Raw genomic sequence first — 19,722 nt, 5'->3', positions numbered from 1 at the left:
CGAGCGGACATGTCGCTGGGTGCGGGTGCAGACCTACTGTGAAACACATCACAACCTCGCACGACAGCGACCAGGAGACCCCAGTGACGATCACGACCATCCCCGAGGTGGAGACCATGGACTTCGATGTGTTGATCATCGGCGCCGGCATCTCCGGAATCGGTGCGGCCTACCACCTGAAGACCCGCCGGCCCGACACGACGTTCGCGATCCTGGAGGGTAAGGACGCGATCGGCGGGACGTGGACCCAGTTCCGCTACCCGGGGATCCGCTCGGACTCGGACATGCCGACCTTCGGCTTCGGATTCAAGCCGTGGACGCACAAGAAGGCGATCGCCGACGCGCACATCATCCTGGACTACCTGCAGGAGACCGTCACCGAGAACCACATCGACGAGCACATCCGATTCGGATACCGGGTGTCGTCGGCGGAGTTCTCCTCGTCGGCGGGGCGCTGGACCGTGACCGCGCAACGTTCCGGCAGCGACGAGACCGTGCAGATCACTGCGCGATTCCTGTTCTCCGGCACCGGCTACTACAACCACGAAACCGGCTTCACGCCCGAGTTCGACGGCATCGAGGACTTCACCGGCCGGGTGGTTCATCCCCAGCACTGGCCCGAAGAGCTCGACTACTCCGGCAAGAAGGTGGTTGTCATCGGCAGCGGCGCGACCGCGGCAACGCTGATCCCCGCGATGGCCGGCACCGCCCAGCACATCACGATGTTGCAGCGCTCGCCGAGCTACGTGCTCTCGCTGCCGGCCGAGGACGCGATCGCGAACACGCTCAACAAGCTGATCGGCCCGAAGCGGGCCTACCCGATCATCCGGCGCAAGAACATCATGATGCACCGCGGGATCTTCAAGGCCTGCCGCCGCTCCCCGAAGCTCATGCGCAAGCTGTTGATCGCCAACGTCCGCCGCCAGCTGCCCAAGAACTTCGACGTCGACACCCACTTCACCCCCCGCTACAACCCCTGGGATCAGCGCCTGTGCATGGTGCCCAACGGCGACCTGTTCAAGGCGATCTCGACAGGCCAGGCCTCGGTGGTGACGGACCGGATCGAGCGTTTCACCGAAACCGGGATCCGGCTCGAGTCCGGCCAGGAACTCGAGGCCGACATCGTCGTCACCGCCACCGGTTTGAACATGCTCGCGTTCGGTGCGATCCAGATCAGAGTCGACGGAGAGCCGGTGAATCCGCCCGACACGACCGTCTACAAGTCGATGATGCTCAGCGGCCTACCGAACTTCGTGTTCGCACTCGGCTACACGAACATCTCCTGGACGCTCAAGGTCGACCTCATCAGCGAGCACTTCTGCCGACTGCTCGACCACATGGACGAGCGCGGCTACACCACCGTCGAACCGGTCCTCACCGATCCGGGCATGGAACGGGTCCCGTTGCTCGACCTCACCTCCGGATACGTCCAGCGTGCGGTCGCCGCGTTCCCCCGTGCAGGCACCAGCGGCCCGTGGACGGCCGCGATGGCCTACGAGAAGGACGTCGAGCGGCTGCGTGAGGGGCCGATCGAGGACCGCGACCTGCGGTTCACCGCCAGCCAGCCGGCTCTGCTGGCCTCGTGATCGGAGTGAGCACGATGAAGAACGAGATCACCTTCACCAGCCACGGCGTCACCTGTGCGGCCTGGCACGTTTCGGCCACCACCGACGCGCCGGACCGGGAACCCGGCCGGCCGTGCGTGGTCATGGCACACGGCTTCGGCGGCACCCGGGACACCGGCCTGCTGGGCTACGCCGAGGCATTCGCTCAGGCAGGCATCGATGCGTTCGTCTTCGACTACCGCGGCTTCGGTGACTCGGACGGCAGTCCACGCCAGGATGTTTCGTTCCGGCGTCAGCGACAGGATTACCGTGCCGCGATCGATGCGGCCCGCCGCCTGCCGGGCGTCGACCCGGACCGGATCGCACTGTGGGGGACGTCGTACTCCGGTGGTCACGTCATCGCGGTCGCGGCGGAGGATGGGCGCGTCTCGGCGGTCGTTTCCATGACACCGGCCACCGACGGGCTGGCCGCCCTGGTGCAGATCGCCCGCTACGCCGGCCCCGGCCAGCTGGTTCGCGCCACCGGACACGGGTTGCGGGACGTCGCCCGTGTGCTGACCAAGCGCGCGCCGCACCACGTTCCGGTGGTCGGTCAGCCCGGGTCGGCGGCGATCATCAGCACGCCTGGCGCCGAGGAGGCCTACACCTCCATGGCGGGCGCGACCTGGCGCAACGAAGTGTGTGCACGCACCGCACTGGAGGTCGGTTTGAACCGGCCCACTACCTTCGCCCGTCATCTCACCTGCCCGATCCTGGTGCAGGTCGGCACGCGCGACCGCATCGCGCCGCCCGACGCGGCGCGCCGGACCGCCGCGAAGGCCGGTCCTCTCGCGCAACTGCGCGAGTACCCCGTCGATCACTTCGACGTCTATCAGGGGCCCTGGCAGCAGCAGGCACTGGCCGACCAGCTCGCCTTTCTGCACCGAGTCCTCGACCCCGTCCGCAGCACGCCGTCGCTGACGATGTGAGACGGCACCCACCGCACATCAGAAATATGCATCACCGAACACGAATGGAGAAGTTATGTCAGACCTGAATCGGGTCACCGTATTGGGCGCAGGCGTCCTCGGCGGGCAGGTCGCATGGCACAGCGCGTTCAAAGGGAAGGACGTAGTCGTCTACGACCTACACCAGAAGGCCATCGACAATTGCCGTGCTGCGCACGAAATGTACGCCGACATCTACCGCGTGGACGTCGCCGCCACCGACGAGGACATCGCGAAGACCCGGAAACGGTTGACCTACAGCACCGATATTTCCGAGGCCGTTCAGCATGCAGACTTGGTCATCGAAGCGGTATCGGAGAGGCCCGACGTGAAGACCAGCGTCTACGAGACCATGGCACCGCACCTCCCCGAACACACGTTGATCGCGACGAACTCGTCGACATTGTTGCCGCAGGACTTTGCAGCAGCGACCGGCCGTCCGGAAAAATACTGCGCGATGCATTTCGCCAATCTCATCTGGAAACTGAATGCAGTGGAGATCATGGCGCACCCGGAAACCGCGCGAGATACGTTGATCGCGGCAACGGAGTTCGGAATCGAAATCGGCATGGTCCCCGTCCCGATACAGAAGCAGCAGAATGGGTACGCCATCAATACCTGGCTCGTTCCCCTGCTGAATGCCGCACAAACCCTCGTGACAAACGATGTCGCAACCGCCGAGGACGTCGACCGCACCTACATGATCGTCAATCGAGGCTGCTCCATGGGCCCATTGGGGCTGATGGACGTCGTCGGTATGACCACCGTGTTCAATGTTCTCGACCACTGGGGGCATGTGAACAACGACGAGCAGATGCTCCGGAATGCCCACTACATCGAGAAGAACTTCCTCGATCAGGGTCTGCTGGGATTGCAGACAGGACGGGGATACTACAACTATCCCGATCCCGCCTACGGCACCGACGACTTCCTTTCTCCCCCAGACATTTCCGCAGCCTCCGACATTGCGGAAAAGGCGTTACTGCTCCACACGTCGGCCAATAGGCCACCGGCGCGATGTGGCAGCACAGGGGTCAACAACCCCGACGAGCAATCGCGACATGTCGGTAAGCCTCATGAGCACGCACCCACTACCCGGGTGGTCGCCTGGTAGTCACCCGTTTCGGGGGATGTGACCGGCGCTGCGGGTGTCGAGGCTGGATGCCGGACAACAATGCGAGGCGGCTACAGCATGCACAACCGGATCGAGGTGACGTCAATCGATATCCGCGATTGGTCGGAGCCATTCCGCGCGAAGGCCAACTACTGGCCGAGCCGGGCGACCCACCGGCCTGGTGGCCGACCTAGCCCGCGCCTTCACTGACCCACCGTCATCCACATCAATTGGAGGAAACCATGGCCCTCGATACATTCGCCCTCCTGGCGGCGACCTACGACTCGCAGGACGCCGCGATCGCCGACTACGACGCCGTGCACGAGCTCTACGTCGAGACGGGCCTGGTCGATACCTACGACGCCGCCGTCATCACCAGAACGGACAAAGGCAAGGTCAAGATAGTCAAGAAGCATGAGCAGCCGACCCGGCAGGGCGCCTGGGGCGGACTCGGCATCGGCCTGGTCGGGGGTGCGCTCGTTGCCCTGTTCCCAGCCGTAGGGCTCGGGGCCGGGCTGTTGTTGGGTGGCGCCGGCGGCGCTGGTCTCGGGGCCCTCGGCGGGCACGTCGCGGCCGGGATGAGCCGCTCCGACCTCAAGGAGGTGGGTGAGCTGCTCGACGCGGGTGACAGCGGACTGATCGTCGTTGCGGCGACGGACCTCGAGGCGCGCGTCGAGAAGGCGCTCGAACGCGCCTCCAAGGTGACCAAGAAGCAGCTCGAGGCGGACACGGAGCAGGTCAGCAAGGAGATCGACGAGGCATCCAAGTCCTGAGAATTGCACCGACACGACGGTTCGACGCCTCGCGCCTCCGGTCGCACGACGTCGAGGGCGAGCCCGATTCTTCTAGACGGGGTCCGTGGGCTCTCGGCGCTTCCGTGAGCGCTCGATGGCGCCGTAGAGGAGTTTGCCGCCGATCCCCAAGAGCACCAGGTTGGTGACCATCTGGGTGGTGACCACCGCCCGCCCGGTGTCCGAGACGGCCAGGATGTCCCCGAATCCGACGGTCGAGAAGACGGTGACGGTGAAATACAGCGACGCCATCCGGGACAGCGCGGCCGAGAAGCTGCCCGGGTTCACCGCCGCCATCAGGTAGTACATGATCGAGAATCCGAGCAGGTAGAGCGGCAGGACGGTGGCGATCGCCTCGACGGCCTGGGGCACCGGGTACCGCGATCGCAGGATCCGGCGGAACTGCCACGTGGTCACCGCACCGAACACGCAAATCGCCCCGACGAGCAGCAGCCAGCTCCGTGGATCGTTCACATTGTCCAGTGGCACAGTAAAATACAGCGCAAGTAGCAGTGCCGTTGTCAGTATCGGACGCAGAATCGCTCCGCGCAGCTGTGCGCGCCGGCTCGCGCGTGTCGGCGCCGGTGAGTGGTCGAACATCAGGTCGCCTCCCTGGGACACTCGCGGAAGACTTCCCTACCGCGTTACTGCACCCGCTCGATTTCGCTCGGTCGCCAGGTCTTGTCGAAGAAGGATTGCAGCGGGCTGTACAGCCGAAGGATGATGAAGAATCCCTTGTCCGGGTCGGTTTGGATCCAGTTTCCCTGGCCGACACCATCCGGTTTCTCGGGGGCGAAGTGGATCGTGGTCGACCCATCGGCATCGGCGTCGGCGGCCGGGGACGGGTAGCTCTGGCTGCCGGCCCTCGGGAAGCGCTGCGGTGTTTGTAGCATCGACCGGGTCTGGTTGTCGTACAAGGTCAGTGACCAGAATCGGGCCGCTGGAATGTCTAGCGGCAACGACATCGTGTACGTCTTCGCACCGTCGTAATAGGCGTTCTCGCTATCTTTGAACGCAACCAGGTATTGCGACCCGATGCCGGTCAGCAGCATGCACATCGCCGGGGTGATCGCGGTGTAGCCGTAGAAGAACATCGTCCGCAGGTGCAGCTTCTTCGCACCGCCGGGCGGGAAGGGTTTGATGCCTTCCTCGGTGACGAGCGGCGGCGGCGTTTCGAAGGTGTAGCCGCCTGGGAAGAGCATGTTGGTCCACGCCGACCCCGGGTAATACACGTGCCCCTCCGCCTCGCGGGCATCGAACATCAACGACCGCGAGGTCGCGTGGCCCACCGCGGCCGCCTCCTCCAGGATCTTGCGCATCCGCTCGTCCGGGTCGAACTTTTCACCCTTCACGATGCCGATCGCGGCCAGCTGTCCCAGGGTTTCGGCGTCGGTGGCGGTGGCGGGTGTGTCCTGGACCAATGCGTTGAGCAGTTCGTAAAACCCGAAGTCCGATGGTGGAATCGTGTTGAACTCCTTCCCACTCGCCTCGACGAACCGGGTCTCCGGCGGCGCCGCCGACTTCCCTGGCGGGACTTTCCCTTCCAGGAGGGTCGCGACGGCGGTGCCGTACCCACCGGGCACGTACGGGTACAGCTTCAGCGTTTTCTTGATCACCGCGACCGTGGGTTTCGGGTCGCTGTCCTGCATGAACGAACGGCCGATCATCATGACGCGGTTGGTCCGCGAGTGGCCCAGATGGACTCCGCTGTCGGGCAGGGGACCGTCGTAATCCGGCGGGATGAGCAGGAATCGGCCGCCCTCGCCCCGGTCGGGGCCAGGCAGTCCGAAGTCGCTGATCCAGTGAAACCACATGTCGTCGAAGACGCCCAACGCCATCGGCGGTGTCTCGACCACCATCGGCCCGCCGTTCAGATCCACGATCGACCAGAAGTAGATCGTGTCGGCGTTGGCGGTCAGGAACAGCGACTGGGAATCCAACAGCTCTGAAAAGAGCAGTACTGAGTTGTCCTCGGCACCGGCGTCGAGGAAGCCTTGGCGCAGCGCCCAGGTAGATGCTCCCGGGAAGGCGTTGAGGAAGACGTTCACTCCGTGGAGAAAGTCGAGGTGGTCGTACGCCTTCTCCACTGTGTCCCTGGCCGGCGCGCCGTCGGTGAACTCCAGGGCGTTGAGGCGGGTGTGCATGCGGTCCGGTGCGGAGATCGATTCCAGGGTTTTTCGGTCGACACTCATCTGACGGTTCCCTTCCACTCTTAACGCTGGCTATCGGCCAGGGCGGTTCATGCCTTGTTCTCATACTTTTCGGCCGCGGTGTCGATGGTCAATCCGGAGCCGAAATGCGGCCCGCCGCCGACGTTGTAGATACCGGCGATCCGCTTGGGGTAGGACTTGGCGGCGACGACGGCCTCGGACCAGGGGTCGAGGTGTGAGAGCAGTTCGTCGAGGTCGTCGCCGAGCGCGTCCAGCACGGACCGTTCGAGTTCGTCGGTGCGGACCTCGATTTCCTCGCGGAATGCGCGGCCGGCGTCGGTGAGCTTCTCGTCGCCGGTCACAAGTCCACGTTTCTCGAGTCGCTCGAAGCCGGCGTCCATATCGGCCGCTTTCCAGCCGCGGGTCGGGGCGTAGGCGCGGGCCGGGAGTCCCCACCACTGTTCGGTCAGCAGGAGGATCTCGACCGCGTCGACGCCGCCGACCGCCCAGGCGATGACGTGGCTGTCGCCTCGGTGCTCCCTCAGCAGGTCCGCCGCCCGCCACAAGTCACCGATCGGGGTGCCGGGGAAGCCGAGCGAGCGCAGGCCCCCGTAGATCGGGTGCGCTTCCCACCGGGCCGCGTCGGCGCCGCGGCGGAGCAGGTCGGTCACCCGAGCGAGCCCCTCGGGCTTATCGCCGAGCACCCGCGCCAGCATGGCGGTCGCCCCCTTTTCCCGGGCTGCGAGGATTGTTTCGCGGTCGGCGAGCTGCCGTCCTTTCTCGACGGCGGGCACGACGGCCTTCGGGTTGAAGCAGCCGAAGGCGGCGGCGACCACTTCCCCCGGTACGTCGCCCATGCAGGCGCTGCGGCTGGTGAAGTACGCCGTCATTTCCGGGCGGGCGGCGCCTTCGTGGGTGACGGGACTGCCCGCGAAACCGAGTTTCTCGTACGCCGCGTGCGCCTCGGGGGCGAAGTACACCCCGGCCGCCACGGGTTCGAGTGCGTTGCGCAGCCGGCGGGCCCTCTCCCGGAATTCTGTGGCCATCGGATCTTCTCCCTTGTGTGTTCGGTGCCCGGTTGTCATGTGTCATGTGTCATGTCGAGGGTGTCGTTTGCTGGGCTGGTTGTGTCTCACCGCGGGGGTTGTTGCGGAACCAGGTGGCGTAGCGGTTGGCCAGCGGCGAGGCGCTGAGTCCGTGGGCCAGGACCGAGAGGCCGATCGTGACGATCGCGGTGGTCAGGAGCAGTTCCTCGTGGGGTAGTTCGCCCGGTTCTTCGAGGATGAGAATGGCGCAGACGATGGTGGCGAGCCCGCGTGGGCCGAACCAGCCGATGAAGCCGACGGTCGTTGCGCGGGCGTGCATCCCGATCATCGACAACGCCACCGGGATCATGCGGACGACGGTCAGGCTCACCACCGCGTAACCGAGCACCGCCCAGGACAGGTGACCGAGGGCGGGGCCTAGCAGGATGGCGCCGAAGACGATGAAGGTCACGGCGTTGAACAGGTCCCCGGACTCGTCGAGGAGACCCGCACCGTCACTGCCGGCCGCCTTGCGGCGGCGGATGGTCCCGAAGGTCAGTCCGCCGACGAACGCGGCAATGAAGCCCGACCCGCCCAGCGGCACGGCGACGGTGTAGGCGAGCACGGCGGCGGCGACGGGAACGATCTGCGCCCACAACGGGTCGATCGTTCCGCGCCGTTGGGCGGTGATCAGGATCGTGGCGGCGACCGCCCCGGCGCCGAGGCCGGCCACGATGCCGTACCCGATCTGTTCGGCGACCAACCGGACGGCCGCGCCGCCCCCGATCGCCCCCGACTCGGCCTGAGCGATCGCCAGCACGATCAGAAAGAGCGGCACGCAGATCCCGTCGTTGAGACCGCTCTCGACGTTCAAGCCCTGGCGTACCCGGGACGGGAGAAGCGGGAGCGTGACCACGGCCTGCCCGAGCGCGGCGTCGGTGGGGGCGAGGATCACCGCGAGGAGCAGCGCCTCGGGCCAGGCGAGGTCGCCGAGCATCACCACCGCGGCGCCGAAACCTGCCGCGATGGTCAACAGCAGCCCGATGCCGAGCAGTCGTGCGGGCAAAGAGATTTCGGCGCGAAGTGCGGGCAGGTCCACGTGGGAGGCATCGGAGAACAGCACCAGTGCCAGCGTCACCTCGGCGAGGAGTTTGATGATCTCGCCGGTGGACTCGACGTCGATCAGCCCCACCGATATGCCCCCGAGTAGGAGGCCACTGCCGGTGAAGACGATCGGGGCCGTAATCGGTGTGCCCTCGATGCGGCCGGAGATGGCGGCGAAGACGAGCAGTACGCCGGCGATTTCAGGAAATGCCCACGTCACGGTGCCACCGCCTCAACGCACCCGGTCAACCTCGCCGGGTCTCCAGGTAGCAGCACACCCGCGATTGCGAGCAATGCCCATGTCACGGTGCCACCGCCTCAACGCACCTGGTCAACCTCGCTGGGTCGCCAGGTCTTGTCGAAGAAGGACGCCAGCGGACTGTAGAGGCGCAGGATGACAAAATATCCCTTGCCCGGATCACTTTGGACCCAGTTGCCCCCGCCCACGCCGTCTGGTTGCTCGGGGCCGATGTGTACGGTGGTCGACCCGTCGGCATCGGCCTTGGCGGACGGGGTGGGGTAGCTCTGACTGCCGGACCTCGGGAAGCGTTGCGGTGTTTGCAGCATCGACCGGGTCTGGTTGTCGTACAAGGTCACCGACCAGAACCGGGCGGCAGGGATGTCGGGCGGCAGCGTCACCGTGTAGTGCTTGGCGCCGTCGAAGTAGTTGTTCTCGGAATCCTTGAACGCCACCAGGTATTGCGATCCGATACCGGTCAGGCGCATGCACATCGCCGGGGTGATGCCGGTGTAGCCGTAGAAGAACAACGTCCGCAGGTGCAGCTTCTTCGCGCCGCCTGGCGGGAACGGTTTGATGCCCTCCTCGGTGACGAGCGGCGGCGGCGTTTCGAAGGTGTAGCCCCCGGGGAAGAGCATGGCGGTCCACGCCGATCCCGGGTAGTAGATATGTCCCTCCGACTCGCGGGCGTCGAACATCAACGACCGCGAGGTCGCATGGCCCACCGCGGCCGCCTCCTCCAGAATCTTGCGCATCCGCTCGTCCGGGTCGAACTTTTCACCCTTGACGATCCCGATCGCGGCCAGCTGTCCCATCGTCTCTGGGTCGGTGGCGGTGGCGGGCTCTTCCTGGACCATCGCGTTGAGCGTCTCGTAGAAACCGAAGTCGGACGGCGGGATGGTGTTGAACGCCTTCCCGCTGGCCTCGACGAAGTTGGTTTTCGGCGGCGTCGCCGACTTTCCCGGGGGGACCTTTCCTTCCAGCAATGTCGCGACACTGGTCCCGTATGTACCCGGCACGTAGGGGTAGATCTTCAGCCGGTCCTTGATCTCCTCGACCGTCGGCTTCGGGTCGCTGTCCTGCATGAACGACCGGCCGAGCAGCAGGGCGCGGTTGGTCTGCGACTGGCCCACATGGAATCCGCTGTCGGGCAGGGGCCCGTCGTAACCCGGGGGAAGGAGTAGGAACCGGCCGCCCTCGCCCCGATCGGGGCCGGGGAGGCCGAAGTCGATGATCCAGTGGAACCACATGTCGTCGAAGACGCCCAACGCCATCGGCGGCGTCTCGACCACCATCGGCCCGCTAGTGAGATCCACGAACGAGAGGTAATAGACGGTGTCGGCGTTGGCGGTCAGGAACAGGGACTGGGAATCCATCAGTTCGGAGAACATCACGACCGTGTTGTCTTCGGCGCCGATACCAAGGAAACCTTGGCGCATCGCCCAGGTGGATGCTCCTGGAAAGGCGTTGAGGAAAACGTTCACTCCGTGCATCAGATCGAGGTGGTCATACGCCTTCTCCACGGTTTCTTTGGACGGGGCGCCGTCGGTGAATTCGAGTGCCCCTAATGGGGTCTCGAGGTGATCGGGGGCGGAGAGCGATTCCAAGACTTTTCTGTCGATGCTCATCTGGGTTTCTCCGATTCGGATGGTCAGGCGGTGAATGCGTTGTGGCGGGCGGGGCGCGAGCAGGTCCGGTGTCGAAAGACGCTCATTCGTTCGAGGGTGGGCCGGCACGTGAGGCGGGGACCTGCCGCATCTCGAGGACCTGCAGTCCGAGGTTTTGGAACCGGTTGAGCAGCCCGTACAGGTGGGCTTCGTCGGTCACGGCACCGAAGAACAGGGTTTGATCGGGCATGCGGACGTGGTCGAGTTCGGGGAAGGCGTCGGTCAGTGCCTGCGACACGACGCCAGCGACACGGAATTCGTAACGCATGTGAGCTCGTTTCTCGGAGCCGAAGGCGAGTTGTCTTCATCATCTGCCCCGCCCGGACCTGTTGGGATCACCCGGTATGGGCGACCCGCCGCTACAGAATCCCGAGGTCGCGGGCGCGATGGACGGCCTCGCGGCGGCGCGTGACGCCGAGCTTGCGGTAGATGCGCAGCAGGTGCGTCTTGACGGTGTTGGTCGAGATCGACAGTTCTGTCGCGATTTCTTCGGTGGTCAGCATCGCCGCGACCTGGCGCAGCACGTCGAGTTCTCGTGGGGTCGGGGACTCGATCACGGCGGGCAGTGCCAGATCGTCGGCCGGGAGCGGACCAGGGTCGAGGGGGGTGGGCAGCCAGTCGTGTCCGTTCGCGCGTTGCGGGTTCTGCCGGAGCCAGTGGTGCACCCAGGGTCCGCTCTCGACAAAGACCCGCCGCAACTTTTGCGGGCGGGCGAGGCCGAGCGCCTGCTGGAGCAGTCGGCGGGCCTGGTCTGTGTGCCCGTCGTCGGCAGCGGCCTGGGACCGCAGCAGGCACGCCTGCACCCGGGTCGGGACCGATGTGCCCGCCGGCACGTCCGCGAGGACTTCCAGCGCGCGGGCGGTGTCGTGACCGGTGGCGAGCTGTACCCGGGCCCGTGCCACGGCGTGCTCCGGACGGCCGGAGGGTGCGGCGTCGAGGACATCGAGGGCCGCCCGGGTGTCGGCGTGCGCGAGGTGGGCGCAGGATGCGGCGATGACCAATTCATCCGCCGCCCACTGCGGCGGGGGGTGGACCAGAGCTGTTTCCGCGGTGCGCAGGATCTCGAGGGCGCCGCGCCAATCACCGTCGGCGGTGGCAAGCCGGGAGCAGATGACGGCGGCCGTGGCCGTCGTCATGGGGTCGGGCCGGGATCCGGGCTCGATTGCCAGGTCGAGATGGGTGTGGGCGGCCACGCGGTCGTCGTGTTCGGCCGCGACTCCGGCCAGGACGAGGTGACTGAGCCGGACCAGGTCGTCCGGCGGCACCGCCGAGCGCTCGGCGACGGCGAGCGCTCGGCGCGAGTGTGCCAGGGCTTGTCTCAGACGTCCCCGCAGCAGCTCGACCAGGGCGAGGGAGCCCAGCGAATCCCGCAGCGGCTGTTCGGTTCCGGTTTGCTCGCTCGCGGTGACCGCGTCGGTGAGTATCTGTTCGGCGCGGTCGAGATGGCCGGCGCCGAGTTCGGCCGAGCCGAGCCCGCCCAGCACCATCGCGGGGATCTCGGGGTGTTGCCCGCGCAGGGGCTGCGGCACCGTGTGGAGCAGCCGGTCGGCGGTGGTTGCCGCCTGCCGGGTGGCCGCCAGATCGCCGGCGGCCCGTCCCGCGAGCACCCCGACCATCGAACGGACCAGCTGGGGTGCCGGGGCCGCGGGCCCGGCGCGCAGGAACTCATCGGCCCGGGTCAGCGCGGCCGTGCAACCGGTCAGGTCTTCATCGGCGAGTCGGAGGGCGGCGTCCACCAGCGCCGGAGCCGCGCCGGGCAGGTCCGCCGGCATCGCGGCGAACGCGTGAGCGAGTCGTGCGGTGTCGAGTCCGGTGAGGAGCCGGCCGACCGCAAGGTTGTCGACCAGCTGACCGGCGGCGAACTGCCAGTCACCGGCGGCGGCGGCCTGTGTGACGGCATCGGCGACGCGCCCGGTATCGGCGAACCAGCGCGCCGCCTGGGCGCGCAGACGGGGTTCGAGGCCGGGGTACCGCTGGGAGAGGTGCGCGCGGAGCACCTCGGCGAACAGCGGATGCAGCCGGTACCAGGCCGATCCGTCGACGCGATCGAGGAAGACGTGGTTGCGGGCGAGGCGTGCCAGGGTCCAGTCGCCGTCGCCACGGCCAGTGAGCAGGTCCACCAGTTCGGGGTGGATCCGGTCGGTGATGCAGGCACACAGCAGCAGCTCCTGCGCCGCGGGCGGCTGTGCGGCGAGCACCTCCGAGAGGAGGTAGTCGGCGATCGTGGTGCGGTCCGCGGCAAATGCGCCGATGAACGCCTCCGGGTCGGCGCTGCGCTGCATCGCCAACGCGGACAGGCGCAGCCCGGCGGCCCAGCCGGCGGTGCGTTCGGCCAGCAGTGCAACATCCGCCCGCGAGATCTCCAGCCCGTGCGAGCGCAGCAGCAGTTCGACCTCCGCGGGGGTGAACATCAGGTCGGCGTTGCGGATCTCGGTGATATCGCCGTGCGCCCGGTAGCGGTGCAACGGCAGCAGAGGCTCGGTCCGGGTGGTGAGCACGAGCCGCAGCACGCCGGCTGCGTGCGTGACGACGAAGTGCAGGCCGGCGGCGATCTCGGGTGCGGACACCGCATCGAACTGGTCGAGTACCAGAATCGCCGGCTGCCGGGAGGCGGCCAACGCGTCGGCGAGGCGCACCAGCAGTGAGTGGTCGACCTGCTCGGCCCGCGCCGGCCGCCCGACCTCGACCGGCAGTACCCCGCCCCGGTGCAGCGCCTCGAGCACATAGGCCCAGAACAGTCCCGGGGCGTCGCCGGGTTCCACGGTCAGCCATACCGGGCGTGGGAGCGCCGTGTGCTCGCGGGCCCACTGGGCGGCGAGCACCGTCTTGCCGGCGCCGGCCGGTCCGGCGACGAGCGTCACCGGCCCGCCCGTTCCGGCGGTCAGCCGGTCGAGCAGCCCCTGCCGGCGGACGAGGATCTTCGGGGCCGCCGGGACCGCGAACCGGGCCGTGAGCAGCGGGTCACCCGAACATGCAGGGCGGCGCGGGTGCTGCGGGTCGAGGGACCCGGGACCCCTGCGATCGGGAACCGCGGGATCAGGCACTGCAGGGTTCTGCATGGGGCACCGGCGTCCGTCCGAGGCGATTCTGGGTGATCGCTCGACCCCTCCATTGAACTCCGATGCTTCCCAGGTCGTCACCAATTCGGTGGATGCGACCGGCGACCGGGCCGCGAAGACTGAAACCAGACCACAGGTGAGACTGCCCGACCTCGCACCGTATTTGTCCTGCCGTCGGCTCGGCGATCTGGCATGGCACCGTCAGACGCGCCATCACCAGACGAACCACCGTCGCCGCGAAGAAAGCTGACCGCCCGGCCCCCGGACGGCTGAGGCCGAGCCCACGTCGGAATCCGATAGCAGAGCAAACCTGTTGCGGGACAGAGAATGTATCCGGTTACGAGGGGTCAGGGTGCAAGTTCGATTTCGCCGGGTCGCCGGTCGAGCCGTCCAGTTCAGTGGCGGCGGGTTGGTGAACTCGAACCCCCCGGCGAACAGCGAGTGCCACCGCGAGCTGCGAGTTCCTCTACGCTGCACAATCATCGGTGCGGCCTACTCGCGCGCAGCGCTGTAACCGCTCCTCCGCTCGGCCGTCCGCCGACCGACGCTACGTCAGTGTCTTCGTCTTGATCGCCTGGAATTCGGCGTCGGTGATCGCCCCGGAATCGAGCAGCGCCTTGGCGTCCCCGATCTGCTGCGCCGGAGACTTCCCGGCGACGTCCCGGATGTAGGAGTCCTGTGCCTGCTTCACCAGATGAGCGGCGGCCATCGACCGCTTCGCCATGCCGTCGCCGCGGGCGATCACGTACACCAGTGCCGACAGGAAGGGAATGACGAACAGCAAGAAGATCCAGATCGCCTTGACCCACCCCGAAGTCTCGCGGTCCCGAAACAGGTCGGTGATGATCGAGAACAACACGGACAAATAGGCCGCGAAGGCGAAACAGACGAAGATGAACCAGAAGAACTCCCAGAAACCTTCCATTTTCGACGCTCCGTCCACTCGGTGTTTCCGATCAGAAGGCCAGGATTCCGGCCTCCTCGAACCTCAATTGGTGGCGTCGAGCGCGTCGAGCGCCGCCAGGATCCCCTGAACGGGGATCCGCCCCGAGGCCACCAGCTGCGCGCCCTCGCGGCGCAGTGCGGAGGCGAACGGTGCGGCCCAGCAGTTCTCGTAGACGAGAATGGCTCCGGAACACCCGGGGGCGAGTACGGCAGCCGCATCCTCGAGGTCTGTTCGGTCGATCAGACCCGTCGCCGCCTCGGCGAACAGCGTCACGTCCACACCACCCTCGAGCCCGAGGTCCTCGATGGCCATCCCCACCAGCGATCCGTCGGCCTCCTTGCGAACGAAGATCAGATCGAGCACACGGATGATGCGTCGTTCGACCAGATCGACCAGAAGGGGCAACGCCGATCCGTCGGGTCTGCGGTCGGCGGGAAACTCCACGACGAGATAGTCGATGGGCCCGAGTTCGTCGAAATCGGTGTCGTTCACTGCAGAACCTCTCTTCTGAAGACAGCAGCGACAGCCACACGGCTCTTGGTCAGTATCCACCCGACGGGCCACGGCGACTAGAGCACAAGGTCAACTGACCGCTTCGGTCGCTGCGCGGTCCGACAGTTCGCGTCGTGCCGCCTTCTCCACGAGGAGGGGGACGAAATCACGGATTCTGCCTTTCGCGAGCCGCTTGTGAACGGTGCGAACGATGTGCTCGATGTCCACGGGTGACACTGTGGGATAACGAGTGGTCAGGCGCTCGATGACCTGTTCGATCTGAAGCAACTCGTCGTCACCGATCATCACACCATCGTCTTCCCACTGCGTAACCAGCGTCAAGACACGAAACGGCCTCTGGAACAACTCAGTTCGGCGCCAGGACCGTGAATGTCCCTGCGTCTGGAATGAATCCAGTATCCGGGGCACCGTCCGGAAATACAGTTTCCCGACTATCACCAGGTGGAAATGACGGACAATGTGAGGTACCGGGCCGCCGGGCTCGCGGTAGGGAAAGGGACGGTCATGTCCGAGACAAGGTCAGTCAAGCAGGGCGTCGCGGCAGGCACTTCGATCGGGGCGGCCATCATCATGGTGACCGTCGGGATCATCCAGTTCTTCCAAGGAATCGCCGCGGTCGCCGAGAACGAAGTATTCGTGACGGGGCTGAACTACGTGTACAAGTTCGACCTGACCACCTGGGGCTGGATCCACATCGTGCTGGGTGTGCTCGTCGCAGCGGTCGGCCTCGCACTGTTCACCGGAGCGGGATGGGCGCGGGTGTCCGCGATCGTGATCGCGGCCGTTTCCATACTCGCCAACTTTCTGTGGCTTCCGTACTACCCGTGGTGGTCGGTACTCATCATCGCGCTCGACGTCGTGGTGATCTGGGCCCTGTCGACCTGGCAGCCGGATCGGTACTGAGCCGCAGGCAGCCGGGGTCGAAGCCGTGGGTAAGAAATCGAAGCACGAGAAATCCGGGATCGATCTGCCCCGACCGGACGGTGCCGAGCCCGGCGCACCGATGAAGAACAAGGAGTACCGCCGCCTGCTCCGTCCGCTCCACTGCGAACTCGTCGCATTGCAAGAGTGGGTGAAAGCATCGGATGCGAGGATCTGCATCGTCTTCGAGGGTCGCGACACCGCCGGGAAAGGCGGCGTCATCAAGGCGATCACCGAGCGGGTCAGTCCGCGCGTGTTCCGTGTCGTCGCCCTACCCGCCCCGACGGATCGCGAGAAGTCGCAGATGTATGTGCAGCGGTACCTACCGCACCTCCCGTCCGGCGGGGAGGTCGTCATCTTCGACCGTAGTTGGTACAACCGCGCGGGCGTCGAACGGGTGATGGGCTTCTGCACCGAGGAGCAAGCGCAGCAGTTCCTCCAACTCGTCCCGACGGTCGAACGCGCGATCGTCGACTCCGGCGTCATCCTGCTGAAGTACTGGCTGGAGGTGAGTGAGGACCAGCAGACGCTGCGCCTGCAGAGCAGGATCGACGACCCGCGGAAGGTCTGGAAGCTGTCGGACCTGGACCTGAAGTCGTACACCCATTGGTACGACTACTCGCGGGCCCGGGACGAGATGTTCCACTTCACCGACACCGGCTGGGCGCCGTGGTACGTCGCGGTCAACGACGACAAGAAACGCGGACGGCTCAACGTCATCAGCCACCTTCTGAGCCAGATCCCCTACGAACCCCTGGAACGCCCCGACATCACTTTGCCGGATCGGCGGGGCCCGCACGGCTACACACCGCCGAGGCAACCCCTGCACTGGATCCCCACACCCTACTGAGGACCGAACGCAGGAGAAGGACGAGCGGTCATGGCCACCACGGAACCCACGCAGGCGCAGACAGCCTGGCATGCCCAGGACACCGACGCCGTGGTGTCCGCACTGGCCTCCGATCGGCTGGCGGGTCTGACGGTCGGCGAAGCGGACGAACGTCGCCGACGGCACGGTCCCAACGAGATCGCCTCCGAGCCGGCGCCGTCGACGTGGGCGATCGCGCTGCAACAGCTGAGGGATCTGATGAACCTGATGCTGGTCGCCGTCGCGGTCGTCAGCGTCGTCATCGGCGAGGTGCCGACGGCGATCATCGTCGCGGCACTCGTCGTGCTCAACGTCGTGCTGGGCACGCAACAGGAACTGAAGGCACGCGCCAGCGTCGACGCGCTCGCGAAGATGCAGACACCGCAGGTTCGGGTCACCCGGGACGGGGCGCTGGAACAGTTCGCCGCCACCGAACTCGTACCGGGCGACATCGTGCACCTCGAGGCCGGCGACGTCGTCCCCGCCGACGGTCGACTGCTCACGTCGGCGACCCTCGAGGCACAGGAGGCCGCGTTGACGGGAGAAAGCGCGCCCGTCCCGAAGGACCCTCAGACCCTCGACACCGCCGAAGTTCCCCTCGGTGACCGCAGCAACATGGTCTTCCAGAACACTTCGGTCACCCGGGGCACCGCCACCATGGTGGTCACCGAGACCGGCATGCACACCCAGATGGGTCAGATCGCGTCGATGCTGTCGGCCGTCGCACCGAGCAAGTCTCCGCTCCAGCGCGAACTGAATTCGCTCACCAAGGTGCTCGGAATCATCGCGTGGACGGCGGTCGCGCTCATCGTCGTCCTCGGGGTGATTCGCGGACAGAGCCTGACGACGGTTCTGCTGCTGGGCATCTCCATGGGTGTGTCCGCTATCCCGACCGGTCTGCCGACGTTCGTGCAGGCGATGCTCGCCTTCGGCGCCCGGCAGCTGGCCGAGGCGAAGGCCGTCGTGAAGAACCTCACCGACGTCGAGACCCTCGGCGCCACCAGCGCGATCAACTCGGACAAGACCGGCACGCTGACGATGAACCAGATGACAGCGCGGTCGCTGTATTTCCATTGCCGGTGGTACACCGTCGACGGCGAGGGATACAGCAAGACCGGGAGGATCACCCACGTCGCGGGTGAGGCCGTCCCCGACTTCACCCTGCTCGCGTACGGACTGTGCCTCGACAGTGACGCCACCGTCTCCGACACCGGGGAGGTCGTCGGCGATCCGACGGAGGCCGCATTGGTCGTGCTCGCGGCCAAGGTCGGCGTCGACGCCCCACTCACCCGGCAAACGTATCCCCGCGTCGCCGAGGTGCCGTTCGACTCCGCCTACAAGTTCATGGCCACGTTCCACCATCTCCAGGTGGACGGGAGCACCCGGTTCGTGGAACTGGTCAAGGGCGGACCCGACGTGGTCCTCGCCCGATGCGCCACCGCCTACCGGCCGGGCCGGCAGGTGGCAGCACTCGACGAGGTCCGGGAGGAGCTGACCGCAGCGAACCGGACCATGTCCGAGAAGGGTCTGCGCGTACTGGCATTCGCCGCCCGCCGACTCGACGGGCAGGAGGTGGAGGCGGCGGCCGACCCCATGTCGTTCGTGGAGGACCTCACATTCGTCGGCATGGTCGGCATCATCGATCCGCTGCGGCCGGAAGCGATCGACGCCGTGCGCACCGCCCACACAGCAGGCATCGACGTCCGCATGATCACGGGCGACCACGCGATCACCGCATCCGCGATCGGCGCCGAACTGGGCCTCGGACCGGGCGCGATCGGCGGTCCCGAACTCCAGGCGATGACGGACGAGGACCTCGCGGCCGCACTTCCGAACCTGCACGTGTTCGGCCGCGTCACCCCCCAGGACAAGCTCCGCCTGGCCGACATCATGCAGAAGGGCGGCGCGGTCGTCGCGATGACCGGGGACGCCGTCAACGACGCCGCCGCACTGAAGAAGGCCGACATCGGCGTCGCCATGGGATCTGGTAGCGAGGTCACCAAACAGGCCGGGAAGATGATCCTCACCGACGACAACTTCGGAACCCTGATCACCGCGATCCGCTTGGGCCGCAACATCTACGAGAAGATCGTGTCGTACATCCGGTACCAGATGTCGAAACTCTTCTCGCTGGTTCTGCTGTTTCTCGTCGCAAGCATCTTCGACATCAACGACGGGGTCGCGCTCACCCCGCTGATGGTGCTGTTCCAGCACTTTTTCATCACACTGTTCCCGGTCGCCGTCATCATGCTCGACCCACCTGCGCCGGATCTGATGAACAAGCCGCCCCGCGACCCGCAGATGCCGATCGCCAACCGGAGGGCGTTCGTGCAGTGGCTGGCGTACGGCGTCCTGCAGTTCGCCGTCACGCTCGCCGCGATGCTCCTCGCGCCGGGCGACATGAGTACCACCGAGGCGAGCGTCCCCATGACGACGGCGTTCGTGGTGTTGTCGTTCGGTTCCATCCTCGCCGGACTCGTCATGCGACGCGACCCCGAATCCGGGCTCACCGCACCGATCCTCGGCGCACTGAAAATCCTGTCCGTACCGGTCGTGGTCACCGTGTTCGCGGTCGAGATCGGCTTCCTCCAGGACCTCCTCATGACCACGTCGCTGACCGGCGCCCAGTGGCTCGCCTGCCTCGGCTGGTCGCTGATCATCCCGATCGTCGTCGAGGCGGAGAAGGCGATCCGGCGCCGCCTCCACTCGGAGCCGCCCACACCGATGACCACCCCCGCCGCCGTCGACCCCCAGCGCGCACGCTGAGGCCCGGAC

At 66.4% G+C, this 19,722-nt stretch carries 17 protein-coding genes; 7 read left to right on the top strand and 10 right to left on the bottom strand.

Annotation, left to right across the window (positions count from 1 at the left end):
* Positions 1-116 precede the first annotated feature (116 nt).
* From DTA22_RS25975 to DTA22_RS25960, 4 genes are all read left to right on the top strand, one after another.
* Positions 117-1,586: a flavin-containing monooxygenase gene (locus DTA22_RS25975; RefSeq protein WP_174233878.1), complete on the top strand. Its 1,470-nt coding sequence runs from the start codon at positions 117-119 to the stop codon at positions 1,584-1,586.
* A 14-nt stretch (positions 1,587-1,600) separates the two neighbouring features.
* A complete protein-coding gene (locus DTA22_RS25970; RefSeq protein ID WP_112301704.1) occupies positions 1,601-2,533 on the top strand; it encodes an alpha/beta hydrolase in 933 nt (310 codons plus the stop codon).
* A gap of 55 nt (positions 2,534-2,588) precedes the next feature.
* On the top strand, positions 2,589-3,665 hold the full coding sequence (locus DTA22_RS25965; protein ID WP_112301394.1) for a 3-hydroxyacyl-CoA dehydrogenase: 1,077 nt from the start codon (positions 2,589-2,591) through the stop codon (positions 3,663-3,665).
* A 242-nt stretch (positions 3,666-3,907) separates the two neighbouring features.
* The gene (locus tag DTA22_RS25960; RefSeq protein WP_009476842.1) at positions 3,908-4,438 is read left to right on the top strand and encodes a DUF1269 domain-containing protein; all 531 of its coding nucleotides are present in this window, start codon (positions 3,908-3,910) and stop codon (positions 4,436-4,438) included.
* 72 nt (positions 4,439-4,510) lie between these two features.
* Here the strand turns inward: DTA22_RS25960 and DTA22_RS25955 are convergent, their stop codons facing one another.
* The 10 genes from DTA22_RS25955 to DTA22_RS25910 form a co-directional block, all read right to left on the bottom strand.
* A complete protein-coding gene (locus tag DTA22_RS25955; RefSeq protein ID WP_157174040.1) occupies positions 4,511-4,930 on the bottom strand; it encodes a potassium channel family protein in 420 nt (139 codons plus the stop codon).
* Positions 4,931-5,100: 170 nt separating this feature from the next.
* Positions 5,101-6,648 carry a DUF1254 domain-containing protein gene (locus DTA22_RS25950; RefSeq protein WP_112301393.1) on the bottom strand — a complete coding sequence of 516 codons (1,548 nt, stop codon included), beginning with the start codon at positions 6,646-6,648 and terminating at the stop codon, positions 5,101-5,103.
* 47 nt (positions 6,649-6,695) lie between these two features.
* A complete protein-coding gene (locus DTA22_RS25945; RefSeq protein WP_009476839.1) occupies positions 6,696-7,652 on the bottom strand; it encodes an SCO6745 family protein in 957 nt (318 codons plus the stop codon).
* Between the two features lie 49 nt (positions 7,653-7,701).
* Positions 7,702-8,955, bottom strand: a complete 1,254-nt coding sequence (locus DTA22_RS25940; RefSeq protein ID WP_112301392.1) for a cation:proton antiporter — start codon at positions 8,953-8,955, stop codon at positions 7,702-7,704.
* A gap of 98 nt (positions 8,956-9,053) precedes the next feature.
* Entirely contained in the window at positions 9,054-10,601 is a 1,548-nt protein-coding gene (locus tag DTA22_RS25935) for a DUF1254 domain-containing protein (RefSeq protein WP_245973401.1), read from the bottom strand.
* 82 nt (positions 10,602-10,683) lie between these two features.
* On the bottom strand, positions 10,684-10,908 hold the full coding sequence (locus DTA22_RS25930) for a hypothetical protein (protein ID WP_112301390.1): 225 nt from the start codon (positions 10,906-10,908) through the stop codon (positions 10,684-10,686).
* 91 nt (positions 10,909-10,999) lie between these two features.
* Positions 11,000-13,684: a LuxR C-terminal-related transcriptional regulator gene (locus DTA22_RS25925; RefSeq protein WP_245973402.1), complete on the bottom strand. Its 2,685-nt coding sequence runs from the start codon at positions 13,682-13,684 to the stop codon at positions 11,000-11,002.
* 562 nt (positions 13,685-14,246) lie between these two features.
* A complete protein-coding gene (locus DTA22_RS25920; protein WP_112301388.1) occupies positions 14,247-14,624 on the bottom strand; it encodes an SHOCT domain-containing protein in 378 nt (125 codons plus the stop codon).
* A gap of 63 nt (positions 14,625-14,687) precedes the next feature.
* The gene (locus tag DTA22_RS25915) at positions 14,688-15,137 is read right to left on the bottom strand and encodes a DUF6325 family protein (protein WP_037238127.1); all 450 of its coding nucleotides are present in this window, start codon (positions 15,135-15,137) and stop codon (positions 14,688-14,690) included.
* Positions 15,138-15,227: 90 nt separating this feature from the next.
* Positions 15,228-15,443: a three-helix bundle dimerization domain-containing protein gene (locus DTA22_RS25910; RefSeq protein WP_037238125.1), complete on the bottom strand. Its 216-nt coding sequence runs from the start codon at positions 15,441-15,443 to the stop codon at positions 15,228-15,230.
* Positions 15,444-15,662: 219 nt separating this feature from the next.
* On the opposite strand from DTA22_RS25910, the gene DTA22_RS25905 reads away from it, so the two are divergent.
* The 3 genes from DTA22_RS25905 to DTA22_RS25895 are packed head-to-tail and all read left to right on the top strand — an operon-like array spanning position 15,663 to position 19,713.
* Positions 15,663-16,061 carry a DUF7144 family membrane protein gene (locus DTA22_RS25905; protein WP_037238123.1) on the top strand — a complete coding sequence of 133 codons (399 nt, stop codon included), beginning with the start codon at positions 15,663-15,665 and terminating at the stop codon, positions 16,059-16,061.
* Between the two features lie 25 nt (positions 16,062-16,086).
* A complete protein-coding gene (gene ppk2, locus DTA22_RS25900) occupies positions 16,087-16,929 on the top strand; it encodes a polyphosphate kinase 2 (RefSeq protein ID WP_037238121.1) in 843 nt (280 codons plus the stop codon).
* 30 nt (positions 16,930-16,959) lie between these two features.
* Positions 16,960-19,713, top strand: a complete 2,754-nt coding sequence (locus tag DTA22_RS25895; protein ID WP_112301387.1) for a cation-translocating P-type ATPase — start codon at positions 16,960-16,962, stop codon at positions 19,711-19,713.
* Positions 19,714-19,722 lie beyond the last annotated feature (9 nt).

Source organism: Rhodococcus wratislaviensis (assembly GCF_900455735.1).
Taxonomy (GTDB): Bacteria; Actinomycetota; Actinomycetes; order Mycobacteriales; family Mycobacteriaceae; genus Rhodococcus_F; species Rhodococcus_F wratislaviensis.
The sequence above is the reverse complement of the archived record's forward strand: the minus strand, read 5'-3'. Positions and strand labels throughout refer to the sequence as shown.